Annotated in this window: 14 protein-coding genes, 1 tRNA gene and 1 riboswitch; of the genes, 9 read left to right on the top strand and 6 right to left on the bottom strand. The window is 61.1% G+C overall.

Going from position 1 to position 15,564, the window contains the following annotated elements; translation table 11 throughout:
* Positions 1–22: 22 nt before the first annotated feature.
* Positions 23–1,498 carry an MORN repeat-containing protein gene (locus NH195_RS01145; RefSeq protein ID WP_420795648.1) on the bottom strand — a complete coding sequence of 492 codons (1,476 nt, stop codon included), beginning with the start codon at positions 1,496–1,498 and terminating at the stop codon, positions 23–25.
* Between the two features lie 194 nt (positions 1,499–1,692).
* On the opposite strand from NH195_RS01145, the gene NH195_RS01140 reads away from it, so the two are divergent.
* Together NH195_RS01140 and NH195_RS01135 are read left to right on the top strand one after the other, a co-directional pair.
* Complete coding sequence (locus NH195_RS01140) at positions 1,693–3,351, top strand: NAD+ synthase (protein ID WP_066702173.1); 1,659 nt, start codon at positions 1,693–1,695, stop codon at positions 3,349–3,351.
* A gap of 159 nt (positions 3,352–3,510) precedes the next feature.
* Positions 3,511–4,746 carry an Hsp70 family protein gene (locus NH195_RS01135; RefSeq protein WP_066701807.1) on the top strand — a complete coding sequence of 412 codons (1,236 nt, stop codon included), beginning with the start codon at positions 3,511–3,513 and terminating at the stop codon, positions 4,744–4,746.
* 5 nt (positions 4,747–4,751) lie between these two features.
* Here NH195_RS01135 and NH195_RS01130 read toward each other — a convergent pair whose 3' ends face one another.
* From NH195_RS01130 to NH195_RS01120, 3 genes are all read right to left on the bottom strand, one after another.
* Positions 4,752–5,705 carry a 1-phosphofructokinase family hexose kinase gene (locus NH195_RS01130; protein WP_066701805.1) on the bottom strand — a complete coding sequence of 318 codons (954 nt, stop codon included), beginning with the start codon at positions 5,703–5,705 and terminating at the stop codon, positions 4,752–4,754.
* Positions 5,706–5,900: 195 nt separating this feature from the next.
* Positions 5,901–6,842 carry an MBL fold metallo-hydrolase gene (locus NH195_RS01125; protein ID WP_066701803.1) on the bottom strand — a complete coding sequence of 314 codons (942 nt, stop codon included), beginning with the start codon at positions 6,840–6,842 and terminating at the stop codon, positions 5,901–5,903.
* A gap of 104 nt (positions 6,843–6,946) precedes the next feature.
* Positions 6,947–7,363, bottom strand: coding sequence for a metallopeptidase family protein (locus tag NH195_RS01120; protein ID WP_066702170.1), 417 nt, complete (start codon positions 7,361–7,363; stop codon positions 6,947–6,949).
* Between the two features lie 105 nt (positions 7,364–7,468).
* Here NH195_RS01120 and gltX point away from each other — a divergent pair, with 105 nt between their 5' ends.
* The 4 genes from gltX to gcvP all read left to right on the top strand — a co-directional run bounded on the left by gltX (position 7,469) and on the right by gcvP (position 13,535).
* Positions 7,469–8,791: a glutamate--tRNA ligase gene (gene gltX, locus NH195_RS01115; RefSeq protein ID WP_066701801.1), complete on the top strand. Its 1,323-nt coding sequence runs from the start codon at positions 7,469–7,471 to the stop codon at positions 8,789–8,791.
* 139 nt (positions 8,792–8,930) lie between these two features.
* A riboswitch (glycine riboswitch) is annotated at positions 8,931–9,014 on the top strand.
* 131 nt (positions 9,015–9,145) lie between these two features.
* Positions 9,146–10,285: a glycine cleavage system aminomethyltransferase GcvT gene (gene gcvT, locus NH195_RS01110; protein WP_066701798.1), complete on the top strand. Its 1,140-nt coding sequence runs from the start codon at positions 9,146–9,148 to the stop codon at positions 10,283–10,285.
* A gap of 31 nt (positions 10,286–10,316) precedes the next feature.
* Positions 10,317–10,676: a glycine cleavage system protein GcvH gene (gene gcvH / locus NH195_RS01105; protein ID WP_066702168.1), complete on the top strand. Its 360-nt coding sequence runs from the start codon at positions 10,317–10,319 to the stop codon at positions 10,674–10,676.
* A gap of 12 nt (positions 10,677–10,688) precedes the next feature.
* Entirely contained in the window at positions 10,689–13,535 is a 2,847-nt protein-coding gene (gene gcvP, locus NH195_RS01100; protein ID WP_066701796.1) for an aminomethyl-transferring glycine dehydrogenase, read from the top strand.
* Here the strand turns inward: gcvP and NH195_RS01095 are convergent, their stop codons facing one another.
* Positions 13,536–13,718, bottom strand: coding sequence for a hypothetical protein (locus NH195_RS01095; RefSeq protein WP_066701794.1), 183 nt, complete (start codon positions 13,716–13,718; stop codon positions 13,536–13,538).
* A gap of 71 nt (positions 13,719–13,789) precedes the next feature.
* On the opposite strand from NH195_RS01095, the gene trxC reads away from it, so the two are divergent.
* The 3 genes from trxC to NH195_RS01080 all read left to right on the top strand — a co-directional run bounded on the left by trxC (position 13,790) and on the right by NH195_RS01080 (position 14,846).
* Complete coding sequence (gene trxC / locus NH195_RS01090) at positions 13,790–14,251, top strand: thioredoxin TrxC (RefSeq protein WP_066701792.1); 462 nt, start codon at positions 13,790–13,792, stop codon at positions 14,249–14,251.
* A gap of 60 nt (positions 14,252–14,311) precedes the next feature.
* Positions 14,312–14,387, top strand: a tRNA-Ala gene (locus tag NH195_RS01085).
* Positions 14,388–14,426: 39 nt separating this feature from the next.
* Positions 14,427–14,846 (top strand): hypothetical protein, encoded by a 420-nt coding sequence (locus NH195_RS01080; protein WP_155846051.1) that lies wholly within the window; start codon positions 14,427–14,429, stop codon positions 14,844–14,846.
* Between the two features lie 102 nt (positions 14,847–14,948).
* Here the strand turns inward: NH195_RS01080 and NH195_RS01075 are convergent.
* A partial coding sequence (locus NH195_RS01075; protein WP_155846031.1) for a transposase occupies positions 14,949–15,564 on the bottom strand: 616 nt, incomplete at its 5' end.

The following is a 15,564-nucleotide window of genomic DNA, read 5'->3' as shown; positions in this document are numbered from 1 at the left end:
ATGTCGTGCGTTCCGGTTCGGGTTACTCAGCGTCTGCGGGTGCGTCTTCGGCGGTGGTTTCCGCCGGAGCGGCATCCTCGGAGACCAGCGCACCGTCGACCCAGTCGCCGGAAACCACGCGGCCGTCCTTGTAGGTGATGGTGCCGCGGCCGTTGGCCTTGCCCGCGACGAACAGGCCTTCGTAGCTGTCGCCATTGGCGTAGACCGCCTTGCCGCGCCCCTGAATTTCGCCGTCCTGCCATTCGCCGGTGTAGGTGAAGCCCGTGGCCATGACGATGGTGCCGATGCCATGGCGTTTGCCGGCGACATAATCGCCCTCGTAGACTGTGCCGTCGGGGTAGGTGCCTTTGCCCTTGCCCTGACGCTGGCCCTCGACCCAGTCGCCTTCGTAGACGAAGCCGTCGGCATAGGTCATCTTGCCGAAACCGTGGCTCTGGGCATTCTTGAACGCACCCTCATAGGACAGCCCGCCGGTATAATTCACAACACCTTCGCCTTCCGGGACGCCATAAAGCCAGTCGCCCTCATAGGTGGTGCCGTTCGGGTAGGTGATCTTGCCTTTGCCATGAGACAGGTCGTCCTTGAACTGGCCGACATAGACCGAGCCATCCGGATAGGTGACCTGCCCTTGGCCTTCGATCCGGCCGTTGACCCATTCGCCGGTGTAGAGATAGCCGTCCGAGCCGGTGAACGTGCCTTGGCCGTGGCGCTTGTCGTCGTCGAAGGCGCCCTCGTAGATGTCGCCATTGGCATAGGTCACCTTGCCCATGCCCTGACGCTTCCCGGCCACCAGCTCGCCTTCGTAGACATCGCCGTTGGGTTGGGTGATCTTGCCTGTGCCGTTGCACTGGTTGTCGACCCAGTTGCAGTCGAGCACCATGCCCTCGTCGGTGGTCAGGATGCCTTGTCCGTGGCGCATGTCGCGCGCCATTTCGCCGTCGTAAGTGGCGCCTTCGGGATAGGTGATCTTGCCCTTGCCCTCCTTGACGCCATTGACCCAGGCGCCTTCGTAGACATAACCCGTCGGGCTTTGCATCCGGCCCTGGCCGTGATGTTTGGCGGCGAGAAACCCGCCTTCGTATTTCACGCCATTGGCATAGACCGCCACACCCGACCCGGTGGCCTCGCCCGCGACCCAGTCGCCTTCGTAGGTGCCGCCATCGGCATAGGTGATTTTGCCGAATCCGTCGGGTTTGCCCTTGGCGAAAGCGCCCTCATAGACCGAGCCGTCGGTGAACCGCGCGAGGCCCTGTCCCTTGATCTCGCCCATCACCCATTCGCCGGTGTATTCGAACCCGTTCGGCAAGCGGTAGGTGCCGACCCCGTCCTGCAACCCGTCCTTGAAGGTGCCTTCGTAAATCCCGCCTTCGTCGAACTGGTGGGTTTCCACTGGGCGGTCGTCCTGTGCCAGAAGTGGTGTTGCCGTCAGGTTCGACAGCCCGATCAGGGTCGCCGCGGTCAGCGTAATGCGCATCCGTGTCACTGTAATCTGTCCCATCCCAGATAATTCGGTCCGGTGCCTGCCTTGGGTGCTCTCGCGCCGAGGTGGGCGGCTTCGGTCGGCGCCAGACTAGGGGCTTGGACTGCGGGCTTCAAATGTTTTTCCCGTGACCGGCTTTCCCTTAGGCGTCATTCTGCTAAATCAGGACGTGATATATCAGGACGCCCGAGCGGCCAGAAAGCATGAGTGCCATGACCGAGACTTTCCGCCTTACCCTTGCCCAGCTCAATCCGACCGTGGGCGCGATCGACGCCAATGCGGAGCAGGTGCGTGACGCCCATGCCGAGGCCAAGGCGGCGGGCGCGGATATGATCGTTTTCCCGGAGCTGTTCCTCATTGGCTATCAGCCGCAGGATCTGGTGATGAAGCCGGCTTTGGTGAATACGGCGATGGCCAAGGCCGAGGAACTGGCCGCTCTGACGGTCGATGGTCCCGCCATCGGGGTCGGTGCGCCCTATTCCTACGGTGATGCGCTTTACAACGGCTATTGGATTCTGGCCGAGGGCCGCGTCAAGCAGGTGCTGCGCAAACATCACCTGCCGAATTACAAGGTTTTCGATGAGGTGCGCCTCTTTGCCTCCGGTCCCATCGAAGGCCCCTATGCCATCGGCCCGCTGCGCATCGGCTCGCCGATCTGCGAAGATGCCTGGTACGAGGATGTCGCCGAAGCGCAGGTTGAAAGCGGGGCGGAGATTCTGATCGTGCCCAACGGCTCGCCCTATTATCGCAACAAATTCAACACGCGGCTCACGCATATGGTGTCGCGTGTGGTCGAGAATGACGTGCCGCTGGTGTACCTGAATATGGTCGGCGGGCAGGACGATCAGGTTTTCGACGGCGGCTCTTTCGTGCTTAATCGTCACGGCAAACCGGCGCATATCCTTCCGGCTTTTGGCGAAGAGTTGCGCCATGTGGATTTCGAGAAAGCCGACGGGCACTGGGTGGCGCTCGAGGGCGAGGTGACCCCTCAGCCGGATGAATGGGAGCAGGACTATCGCGCCATGGTTGAGAGCCTGCGCGATTATCTTGGCAAAACCGGGTTCAAAAAGGTCGTTCTGGGCCTGTCCGGCGGCATCGACTCGGCGATTGTCGCCACGATTGCCACCGATGCGCTGGGCGCCGAGAATGTTCACTGCGTGATGCTGCCGTCGGAATACACGTCCCAAGACTCGCTGGATGACGCTAAGGACATCGCCAATCGTCTGGGCTGTCGCTATGACTTTGTGCCGATTTCTCAGGGCCGCGATGCGATCACCGACACGCTCGCGCCGATCTTTGGCGATCTGCCGTTTGATACGACCGAGGAAAACATCCAGTCGCGTCTTCGCGGGCTTTTGCTCATGGCGCTGTCCAATAAGTTCGGCTCTATGTTGCTGACAACAGGCAATAAATCTGAGGTCGCGGTCGGCTATTGCACGATTTATGGCGATATGAACGGCGGCTATAATCCGATCAAAGACCTCTACAAAACGCGCGTCTTCGAGCAATGCCGCTGGCGCAATGCCAATCATCGCGACTGGATGAAAGGCCCGGAGGGCGAGGCCATTCCCGTCACGATCATCGACAAACCGCCCTCGGCGGAGCTGCGCCCGGATCAGCGCGATGACGACAGCCTGCCGCCCTATGAGGTGCTGGATGCGATCCTCGAAGGTCTGGTGGATCGCGAGGAAAGCGTCGCCGATCTGGTGGAGGCAGGCTTTGACCGGGCGACCGTGAAACGCGTGGAGCATCTGCTTTATATCTCCGAGTATAAACGCTTCCAATCCGCGCCGGGCACCCGCCTGACGCCGCGCGCCTTCTGGTTGGATCGTCGCTACCCGATCGCAAGCCGCTGGCGCGACCCGAGTTGATCCTTTCACGGTTGCCCTGTCGACGGACCTCACGACGCCTCTCTTCCTCGCGTTAACCTTAATCTGATTAACCTTAGCGCGAGGAGGCTGTCACGATGGCCTCTTGTCCTTGCGCAAGGGGATCGTTAGACAGCGCGCTTTCTGATAAGGAGGCGCGCTATGGAACTCACGGTTGGCATCGACTTCGGCACCTCGAATTCTGCGCTGGGCCTTGCGGTCAACGGCACGCCTTGGCTTGTGGAGCTGGAGCCCGGTGAGAAAACCCTGCCCACGGCGGTGTTTTTCGATCCGCGCGGCAATATGCGGCTTGGATCGGCGGCAAACAGGGCGCTGATCGACGGCGAGGAAGGCCGCTACATGCGGGCGCTCAAATCCGTTCTCGGCACGCCGCTTCTGCGCGAAACCCGTCCCATTGGTGGCAAACGCCAGAGCCTTCTGGAGGTCATCGCGCAGTTCCTTGCGACGCTGAAACAGCGCACCGAAGATCAACTTCGCCAGCCGGTCACGGGCGTCGTGTCCGGTCGCCCGGTGCATTTCCATTCGAAAGATCCGGATCGCGATGCGCAGGCGGAACGCGATCTGCGTGAGGCCTATGAGATGGCCGGGTTCACACGCATCCGCTTCATGGCGGAACCCGAGGCGGCGGCGCTGGCCTCTCAGGATCTGAAACCCGGTGAGATCGGGCTGGTGGTCGACATCGGCGGCGGCACCTCGGATTTTACCCTGTTTCGCAAAGACAAAGGGCAGGTCGAGATTCTCGCCTCCCATGGTATTCGTCTGGGCGGCACGCATTTCGACCGGGCGCTGAGTCTGGCTCATGCCATGCCGCTTCTTGGTATGGGATCACAACTCACGCGCACGCTGGGCGAGGGGCTTTTGCCGATGCCGACGCAGATTTTTAACGATCTGGCGAGTTGGCAGAAAATTCCGTTTCTCTACACTCGCGAGACCCTGATGAAAGTGCGCGATCTCGAACGCCACGCGGTCGAGCCTGAGAAGCTCGGGCGGCTGGTCGAGGTGATCGAGGCGGAGCTGGGCCATGACGTGGCCTTCGCGGTCGAGGCGGCGAAGATCGTGGCGAACGGCGGCAAGGCGGCGGAGATCGACCTGTCTTTGTTGGAAAAGGGCCTGTCTGCGGGGCTGACGCCGGAGGCTTTGGCCGAAGATCTTGCCGCGTATCGCGCCGAGCTTGAGGAGGCGATTTCGGAGACGTTGAGCCGTGCGGCCCTGTCACCGGAGGCGGTGGGGGCCGTGGTTTACGTGGGCGGGTCGTCTCTGATGCATGTGGTGGAAAAGGCCTGCGAGACCGTGTTGCCCGCTGCTCGTGCGCTGCGGGGGGAAGCCTTCACGGCGGTGGTCGACGGGTTGGCTCTGGCCTCCGCTGAGGGCGCGTAACGGGTTCAGAGATCGACCAGTTCGCAGCCGGGCAGAAGCTGGTCGACCTGCGCTTTGGTGCAAAGTTGCGTGCCTGGGGACATCACGGCGGAAGAGGCCGCCGTGGTCCCGAAGCGCAGCGCTTCCTGCATCGTGTCTCCACGGGTAAGCGCAAGAGAAAACGCGCCGACGAAACTGTCGCCGGCACCCACGGGGGAGACCACCTCTTCGGCGGAAATGGCGCGCGAGGCGTGCCAGCGCCCGTCCTTGTTCACAAGGGTCGACCCGTCGGCGCCCCGGGCGACGATGACGTTTTCCGCCACACCGCGCGCCACGAGTTCACTGGCGAAATCGGCGGTGTCCTTGCGCGTCGGGAGTTTGCGCCCCGCAAGGTCTTCGGCCTCGACATCGTCCATCCGCAGCACATAGGGGTTCGCGGGGTTCTTGGTTAGCTCATGCAGCGGCTTGCCGGAAGTGTCGACGAAAAGCTGGACACCCTTGGCCGCAAGCGCCCGCGACAGGCGCGCGGGGTAATCCATCGGCACGCCCGGCGGTTGCGAGCCGGAGAGTACGACGACACCGCCCAGAGGTGCGGCCTGCACGATGGCGTTGAGGGATTCGTCCACCATCTCGTGATGCCAATACGGCCCGGGCATGACGAAGCGATATTGCTTGCCGGTCTCCTGTTCGGTCACGGCGATGGATTGCCGGGTGGCGCCGCCGGTGACGGAGAAGGCGGTGAAGCGCACATGTTCCTCGGCCAGAAGCCGCAGGAGAGTCGCACCGGTTTCGCCGCCCACTGCGGTGAAGGCGGTGCTTTCGCCGCCGAGGAATTTGATCGCGCGCGACACGTTGATGCCGCCGCCGCCCGGATCGGCCTCCGGGTTGGTACAGCGCAGCTTGGGGCCGGCGCTGACGGCGGGCGTTGCGGTGGAGAGGTCCACCGTCGGGTTCAGGGTAATTGTCAGAATCTGGACCATTTTTCGCCAACCGTATTCTATCTGCCGCAGCCTGTTCCCGAGGCCCCTACAGGAGGTTTGTGTCAGAGGCATGATTCACATGCTTCGCGACCCTAGCCTACCCCGGGTAGCGTTAACAGCCCCGATGGAACGCAGATGGTTCAGGTCCGGCGTCTGGTTTTTGCGCAACACCGGGCCCGAACGCTCAGGCTTTGATCAGCTCTCGATCATGGTTTGATAGCTGGCGGGGACATATTCGAAAACGCTGTCTTGCGCGCGCACATAGCCCAGAGCGGGGAAGGGCATGTGATAGCCGATGAAGGGGACGCGGTCGGCGGCCATCATGTCGAGCAGCTTGCGCCGGGTCTGGGCTGCGGTGGGTTTGTCGACGTCATAGAGCACCTCCCAGTCGGGATGGGCGAGCGAATAGACGTAATGATTGGCGAAATCTGCGCCGAGGATCAGGCGTTTGCCTTCGCTTTCGAGATGAAACGCCAGATGGCCGGGGGTATGGCCGAAGGCCTCCATGGCGGTGATGCCGGAGACAACTTCGGAGCCCTCTTCGAGCAGGTCGAACTGGTCCTGAAGCGGGCGGATCTTGGCCTCGAAGCCGTCATTGCCGGACATATCCCAGTAATCCATTTCCACGGAGCCTGTGGAATAGGCGGCATTGGCGAAGACCGGGGCCTCGGCATAAATCCCGCCGATGTGGTCGCCATGCATATGGGTGATGACCACGCGGTCGACCTGATCGGGCGTGTACCCGGCGGCGGCCAACGCCGTGACGATGCCATCCGGCGCAAGCCCGGTATCGAACAGGATCAGTTCGGAACCGGTGTTCACGAGTGTCGGCGTGAAAAAGAATTGCGCGGCCTCGGGCGGGATGAAATTAGCCTCGGAGGCGGCGGCAAATTCCTCGTCTGTGGCGTTGAGGCCAAAGATCGTATGCGGATCGGGTACGGTGCGGGTGCCCGCCAGGAGCGTCGTGACCTCGAACGCCCCGAGTTTGAAACGGCGGTAAGGGGCCATGCCCGCGCCCATCATCGGCGCTTCGGCACGGGCGGCAAAGGGCAGGGCCGTGGCCATGGGCAGGCTGGCGGCACCCAGCAAAAGGTGGCGGCGGGACAGATGAGGGCTGGTCGGGTGAGAAGTCTTCATGGATGCGTCCTCCGGGGTTGAAATGGCCGGTTTCGGAATTGATTTCCCAAGAGGATAGCACAGAGAGCCGGGTGGCGAATGACATTTGCGTCAGGTGGTGCCTGTCAGTCGTATTCCCACCATTTATCAATCGTGGCGATGTCCTCGTCCGACCAGCCGAAGTGATGCGCCAGCTCATGCACGGTGACATGGGCCACCATCTGCGCCAGGGTCACATTGCCCCGCGCGCACCATTCATCGAGGATCGGACGACGGAACAGCCAGATCGTGTCGGGGGACATCGGCTGATCCATCGTGGATTTCTCGGTCATCGGAATGCCGGTATAAAGCCCGGTCAACTCGAACGGGTCCTCGATGCCGATCTCGGCCAGCAAATCTTCGGGCGCGAAATCCATCACGGTCAGCGCCACGTTCGAGGCAAGCACTTTGAATGCCGGGGGCAGATCGGACATGGTCGTCCGCGCGATGTCCTCGATCACATCGAGATCGGGGGCGCAGGCCTCGAGAAGCGGTGATGTCATGGCGGCGGTTCCCATTCGAATTTCCGTGATTTCCTGTGTCAGACTGCACCCGATATGGACTCTTGAGGCGTGATATGAAAGAGGGAGCGCAACAGGAGACAGAAAATGATCGTCACACGTTTCGCGCCCTCTCCCACGGGCTTTATCCATATCGGCAACCTGCGCTCGGCGCTGTTCAACTATCTGCTGACGCGGAAAGCGGGCGGGCAGTTCATCCTGCGTCTCGACGATACGGATCAGGTGCGCTCGACGCAGGAATATGCCGATGGCGTGCTCGAAGATCTCGAATGGCTGGGCTTTACCTGGGATCGGTTTGAGAAGCAGTCCGAGCGTCTGGACCGTTACGAGGAAGCGGCGCAGGAGCTGCGTGACAAGGGCCGGTTCTACGAGGCGTTCGAGACGCCGACCGAACTGGACCTGAAGCGCAAGAAACAGCTCAATATGGGCAAGCCGCCGGTTTATGACCGGGCCGCTTTGGCGCTCACGGACGAAGAGAAAGACAAGCTGCGCGCCGAGCGCGGCAATGGTGTGTGGCGCTTCAAGCTCGATCAGCAACGGATCGACTGGGAAGACGGCATTCTGGGGCCGATCTCCATCGACGCCGCCTCCGTCTCCGATCCGGTTCTGATCCGTGCCGATGGTCAGTTCCTCTATACGCTCGCCTCCGTCTGCGATGACATCGACTTCGGTGTGACCAACATCGTGCGAGGCGCGGACCACGTCACCAACACGGCGACGCAGATCCAGATCATCGAAGCACTTGGCGGCACCGTGCCGTCCTTTGCGCACCACTCGCTTCTGACCGGCCCGCATGGCGAGGCCTTGTCGAAACGTCTCGGCACCTTGTCCCTGCGTGACCTGCGGGCGCAAGGCGTTGAGCCGATGGCGCTTTTGTCGCTGATGGCGCGGCTTGGCTCGTCGCAGCCGGTCGAACTGCGTACCTCGATGGACGAGCTGATCGAAGGATTCGATCTGTCGCAATTCGGTGCTGCGCCCACGAAATTCGACAGTCAGGATCTCTTTGCTCTGACCTCGCAGATCAACCATTCGAAGCCCTTCTCTGAGGTTGCCGAAGATGTGGCCGCCCTTGGCGTACCCGCCGAGATCGCAGAGCCGTTCTGGACCGTCGTGCGTGAGAACATCACCGTCAAAGCCGATATGGCCGGGTGGTGGGAGCTGTTCCGCGACGGCGCCGAGCCGCTGGTGGATGACGAGGATAAAGACTTCATCGCCGAGGCTTTCGCCATGTTGCCCGAACCGCCCTACACAGCCGAGAGCTGGAAAGAGTGGACGACGGCTGTGAAAGAAACGACGGGCCGTAAGGGTAAGGGTCTGTTCATGCCGCTGCGCAAGGCCGTGACCGGGATGGCGCATGGTCCGGATATGTCCAATGTCCTTCCGCTTTTGCAGAAAAAGCCGATGCTCTAAGCGCGTCTGTTCAAAAATACACAAAAGGCCGCCTCGGGAATTCCCGCATGGCGGCTTTTTACTGTCGAAATGTCGTAAGTTTCCTATCGGAAATATTTCCGGCTTGCCCCGAATCCTGCCCTCGCATAACGTCGCCGAAAATCGTGCGTTGGGAGAAGGGGCTCCCCTACCGAAGGAGCAACCGCCCCGGGAAACTCTCAGGTAAACGGACCTTCGCGCGGTCAACACTCTGGAGAGAGGGGTTTTTGCCTCCGCCGAAGGGATAACGATCTCAGGCACCAAGACAGAGGGGGCATCCGCAGGGACACCTGTGTCACGATGCCGAGTTGCGTCGGCGAGATGCAAAGGGACGCTATGACCGATTTGACGACTGATCTGAACCGCACGCCGCTTTATGAATTTCACCTCGCGCAGGACGCCAAGATGGTGCCGTTCGCGGGCTATGAGATGCCGGTGCAATACCCGCTGGGCGTGATGAAGGAGCATCTGCATACGCGCGCGGCCGCCGGGCTGTTCGACGTGTCGCATATGGGGCAGGTGATGCTCACCTCGACCGAAGGGTTCGAGGCGCTGGCATTGGCGCTGGAAAGCCTTGTGCCCGTTGATGTTTTGGGGCTGAAACCGGCGCGGCAGCGCTATGGGATTTTCACCAATGAGACCGGCGGCATCCTCGACGATCTGATGATTTCGAACACTGGGGACGGGTTGTTTCTGGTGGTCAATGCGGCCTGCAAGGCAGAGGACATCGCGTATCTCAATGCCAGCCTGCCGGATCATGTCCATGTGACCGAGATCACCGACCGCGCGCTTTTGGCGCTGCAAGGCCCGATGGCCGAGGTGGCGCTGGCGCGTCTGGTGCCGCTGGTCGCGGAGTTGAAATTCATGGATTCGGTGCGGATCACCGTCGATACCGTCGAATGGTGGATTTCGCGCTCCGGCTATACCGGCGAGGACGGGTTCGAAATCTCGATCCCCGCCGGGCTTGCGTCTGACGTCGCAGAGAAACTTGTCGCGATGGACGAGGTCGAGCCCATCGGGCTTGGCGCGCGCGACAGCCTGCGATTGGAAGCCGGGCTCTGCCTTTACGGCCATGACATCGACACCACCACCTCTCCGGTCGAGGCCAATATCGCTTGGGCCATCCAGAAGGTCCGCCGCTCCGGTGGCGCGCGCGAAGGCGGTTTTCCCGGGGCGGAGCGCATCCTCTCGGAGTTGCTGGGTGGGGCAGAGCGCAAACGCGTGGGCCTCTTGCCTCAGGGCCGCGCGCCGATGCGCGAAGGCACGCCGCTTTATGCAACCGCCGAGAGTGCCGACCAGATCGGCGAGATCACTTCCGGCGGCTTCGGCCCCTCGGTCGAACGCCCCGTCGCCATGGGTTATCTGCCCGTCTCACTTTCTGAAAACGGCACCGAAATCTTTGCGGAACTGCGCGGTAAACGTCTTCCCGTGACGGTCGCGCCGATGCCGTTCCGCACCTCCACTTACAAACGCTAAACTCTATAGGGACCAAACTATGGCCGCTGATATCAAATTCACCGAAGAACACGAATGGCTCCGCGTCGAGGACGATCTGGTCGTCGTCGGCATTACGGAACACGCCGCCGAGCAACTGGGCGACGTGGTGTTCGTCGAACTGCCGGAGGAAGGCACTACCGTGTCGAAGGACGACGAGGTTGTGGTGATCGAAAGCGTGAAAGCTGCCTCCGACATCCTGGCGCCGCTGGATGGCGAGATCGTCGAAGTGAATTCGCCGCTCGCGGACGATCCGGGCAAGGTGGGCGAAGACCCGATGGGCGATGCGTGGTTCTTCAAGATGAAGATCGAGGACATGTCCGCGCTCGACGACTTTATGTCGGAAGCGGAATACAAAGACTTTATCGGCTGAGGAACGCAGATCGTGGCCTATACCCCGTCGACCTATAACCCCTATGATTTCGCCAACCGCCGTCACATCGGCCCCTCTCCTGAGGAGATGGAAGAGATGCTGAAGGTGATCGGTGCGCGCTCGCTCGATGCATTGATCGACGAAACCGTGCCGATGGCGATCCGCCAGATGAGCCCGCTCGACTGGGCGCCGATGACCGAGCATGAGGTCTTGGGCCATATCCGCAAGGTGGCCAAGAAGAACCTCGTGATGACCTCGCTGATCGGGCAGGGGTTTTACGGGACGGCCACGCCCCCCGCGATCCAGCGCAATATCTTGGAAAATCCGGCCTGGTACACGGCCTACACGCCCTACCAGCCGGAGATCGCCCAGGGGCGGTTGGAGGCTTTGCTGAACTTCCAGACCATGGTCAGCGACCTCACCGGCCTGCCGGTCGCCAATGCGTCTCTCCTGGACGAAGCCACCGCCTGCGCCGAGGCGATGACCATGGCGCAGCGTGTTGCGAAATCGAAGGCCAAGGCGTTTTTCATCGACGAAAACTGTCACCCGCAGAACATCGAGGTGATGAAAACCCGCGCCGCCCCTCTGGGGATCGAGCTGATCATCGGGAGCCCTCGCGCTTTGGTGCCCGCAGATGTCTTCGGCGCGATCTTCCAATATCCCGGCACCTACGGCGATGTGCAGGATTTCACCGCCCAGATTGCCGCGCTGCATGAGGTCAAAGCCGTGGCGGTCATGGCGACCGATCTGATGGCGCTGACCATGCTCAAAGAACCGGGCGCGATGGGGGCCGATATTGCCGTCGGCTCGGCGCAGCGCTTTGGTGTGCCGATGGGCTTTGGCGGGCCGCATGCCGCCTTTATGTCCTGCAAAGACGAGATGAAACGGTCGATGCCCGGGCGCATCGTTGGTGTGTCTGTGGATGCCAGCGGCAACCGCGCTTACCGCCTGTCGCTTCAAACCCGCGAACAACATATCCGCCGCGAAAAGGCCACGTCCAACGTCTGCACAGCGCAGGCCTTGCTGGCCGTCATGGCGTCGTTTTATGCGGTCTTCCACGGCCCGCAGGGCTTGCGCGCCATTGGCGAACAGATCCATGCGAAAGCCGTGAAACTCGCCGAGGGGCTTAAGGCCGAGGGCTTCAAAGTTGCACCCGAGGCCTTCTATGACACGATCACGGTCGAGGTCGGCGCGATGCAGGGCGTCATCCTGCGCTCTGCCGTGGCCGAAGGCCTGAACCTGCGCAAGGTGGGCAAGGATCGCATCGCCATCGCCATGGATGAGATGGCCGATGACGAGGTGATCGCGAAAGTCTGGCGCGCCTTCGGGCATGAGGCGAAGGTGCCGAAAGGCTTTCCGGGGCTTGGTTTTCCGGAGGCGCTTCTCCGCAAAACCGCCTATCTCGAACATCCGATTTTCGGCATGAACCGGGCCGAGGGCGAGATGATGCGCTATATGCGCCGCCTTGCCGATCGCGATCTGGCGCTCGACCGCGCGATGATCCCGCTGGGGTCCTGCACGATGAAGCTGAACGCCGCCGTTGAGATGATGCCGATCACATGGCCGGAGTTCAACGCGATCCACCCCTACGCGCCGGAGGACCAGTCCGAGGGCTATCGCTATATGATCGACGATCTCTCCGCGAAGCTCTGCGAGATCACCGGTTATGACGCCATGTCGATGCAGCCGAACTCCGGCGCGCAGGGGGAATATGCGGGCCTTTTGACCATTCAGGCTTACCATCGCGCGAACGGGCAGGGCGGGCGCAATATCTGCCTCATTCCGATGTCCGCCCATGGCACCAACCCGGCCTCCGCGCAGATGGTGGGCCTCAAGGTTGTTGTGGTGAAAACCGCGGAGAATGGCGACATTGATCTCGATGATTTCCGGGCCAAGGCCGAAGCGGCGGGGGACAAGCTTGCCGCTTGCATGATCACCTATCCCTCGACGCATGGTGTGTTCGAGGAAACGGTGAAAGAGGTCTGCCGGATCACGCATGAATATGGTGGTCAGGTTTATCTCGATGGCGCGAACCTCAACGCCTTGGTGGGGCTCGCCAAACCCGGCGAGATCGGCTCGGACGTGTCGCACCTCAACCTGCACAAAACCTTCTGCATTCCGCATGGCGGCGGTGGTCCCGGTATGGGGCCGATCGGCGTCAAGGCACACCTTGCCCGTTTCCTGCCCGGTGCGCCGGACGGCTCGGGCGATATGGGGCCGGTGTCGGGGGCGAATTTCGGCTCTGCGTCCATCCTGCCGATCTCTTGGGCCTATTGCATGCTCATGGGCGGGCAGGGGATCACGCAGGCGACGAAAGTGGCGATCCTCAACGCCAACTATATCGCTGCGCGGCTCGATGCGGCATTCCCTGTGCTCTACAAGGGCAAACAGGGGCGTGTGGCGCATGAGTGCATCGTCGATCCACGCGGGTTTGAGAAGACCACGGATGTGACTGTCGATGACATTGCCAAGCGCCTGATCGACAGCGGGTTCCACGCGCCGACCATGTCTTTCCCGGTGCCGGGCACCCTGATGATTGAGCCGACGGAAAGCGAGACGAAAGCCGAGTTGGATCGGTTCTGCGAGGCGATGTTGTCGATCCGTCACGAGATCGCGCAGATCGAGGCGGGAGAGCTGCCGCAGGACAACAACCCGTTGAAACACGCGCCGCATACGGTGAACGATCTGGTCGCCGACTGGGATCGTCCCTATCCGCGCGAACAGGGCTGTTTCCCGCCGGGCGCGTTCCGTGTCGACAAATACTGGCCGCCGGTCGGGCGAGTCGATAACGCCTATGGCGACCGCAACCTGATCTGCCTCTGCCCGCCGCCCGAAAGCTATATCGAAGCGGCGGAATGATCAGCGGCTCTTGGGCCGCATGTCGTCTTCGGAAAACGAGATGCCCTGCGGCTCAAGCCATGCGTTGAACCGCGCGATTTTCTCATCCATCGAACAGGTATTGGTTTGCCGTGCCATCTCTTCGGCGTAGGCTTCGCGCAGGCGGGCCTGCTCGGCGGGGGCGATGTCTCGGAAAGGTGTCATTTTGGCCTCTTGAACCGGGTTCCGTCAGGGTACATATATTCTTTAACCTGAATATGAAAAGGAGGCAGGCCATGGCCGCCATTCTTGACAAGACCGATGTGAAGCTTGCCTGTCCGACTTGTGGTCAGGTCAACCGTGTACCTGTGGCAAAGCTTTCGGCCGGGCCGAAATGCGGCACCTGTGGCGAGCCTTTGATGGCAGGGAAAGTGTCGGAATTGGATCCGAAGACGCTGAATGCGCTGTCGAAAAAGGACGATCTTCCGGTGCTCGTCGATTTCTGGGCGCCGTGGTGTGGGCCGTGCCGGATGATGGCGCCGGAGTTCGCGAAGGCCGCCGAGGCGCTGAAAGGCAAGGCGCGCTTCGCCAAGATCAACACCGAGGAGTACCCGACCGTCTCGATGAAAAACGGCATCCGCGGCATTCCGGCGCTGATCCTCTATCAGGGCGGCAAGGAAGTGGCCCGCATCGCCGGTGCGCGTCCGGCCCGCGATATTGTCGCTTTCGTGGAGCAGAATGGCAAATTGCCGGCCTGAGCTTTGCGTACCGGGGTGCTTGACATCCCGGTGCAAAAAGTTCAAATCATCGACGCAAGTGGGGTCGTAGCTCAGTTGGGAGAGCGCGTCGTTCGCAATGACGAGGTCGTCGGTTCGATCCCGATCGACTCCACCAATTTCCCCAATGTTGTCATTGGACCATAAGAGTGCATTTTTGGAGCATAAACGTGCATCTCAGTGTCAAGAAAATTCTGAGACACAAGATATAGTAGCTGTTCCGCAGGTCCAAAACAAACAAACACTGTTTTCAGCTCTTTCCGAAAGGCCTCCAATGTCCGCAAACTGCTATGGCGTGATCTCTGGAGTGCGAAACGCGGAGGATCGGCAACTCGCGATTGCGCGGCTCGAAGCAGAAGGCATTCCGACGGATCAGATTTTCACGACCGACCCAGAAGAGCCAAATGCACCGCCCGTCTGGCTCTACTCCATGAGTGCGAATTCGGAACTGATCGCTCCGTCTTTGTGCGACCTCAATCTATCAACGCAGGGCATCGCCGCCACGTTGGAAGTAGCGCGGAAGTTGGGCATTCATATCCGCAGCCTTAGTGAGGCATTCGACAGCCGAAACGATTAGCAATCCCAAATCGGCACTCTGCTGACCGCCGATTCTGTTGAAAAACTGATGTTTGCGAGCGCAGAATTTGCGGTTCCCGAATGGGCGTGAGCGCCTTTCTTTTCAGGCTTTTCGCGGTTGCTGCGGCGCAGGAAAGATCTTGGCCAGTTTACGGAGGTTTTGGGCGGTTGCGGCGAGGAGGAATTCGTCATTTGCGCCGCAGGGTCCACGTAACCTGAGCCGGTTCAGGCCAAGAATTCGTTTGAGATGCGCGAAGAGCATCTCGACCTTCTTTCGGAGCTTCATCGAGATATCGTATTGGTGGGTTTTGGCGATATCACGGGCAACTTGGCGGGCGTCTTCGTGTTCTTCGCGGGTGATTTTGCGGGCTTCTGCATTCGGGCAGCAAGTTGGTTTCGATGGACAGGTTTGGCAAACCTCCTTCAAAGCTCGATAGCGGGCTGTGCCTTTGCCGGTCGGACCTCGGTTCGGGTCGGAGTAGTTTCGCCGGAACTGCTTCAGTTCGTGACCTTCGGGGCAGATATACTGATCATTCTCCGCGTCCCATTCGAACTCCGCGCGTGACCAAGTGCCGTCGCTGCGCCCCGCCTTGTCGATGACGGGAATATGCGGCGCAATCTCACGCTCAACCAGCCAACCCAGCATTGGGCCTGATCCATAAGCTGTGTCTGCGATCAAACGCTCGGGGTGCAGATCGAACCGGTCTTTGACACGGGTA

Origin of the sequence: Celeribacter ethanolicus (assembly GCF_001550095.1) — a bacterium.
GTDB lineage: Bacteria > Pseudomonadota > Alphaproteobacteria > Rhodobacterales > Rhodobacteraceae > Celeribacter > Celeribacter ethanolicus.
This window is presented reverse-complemented; position numbering and strand designations above follow the sequence as displayed.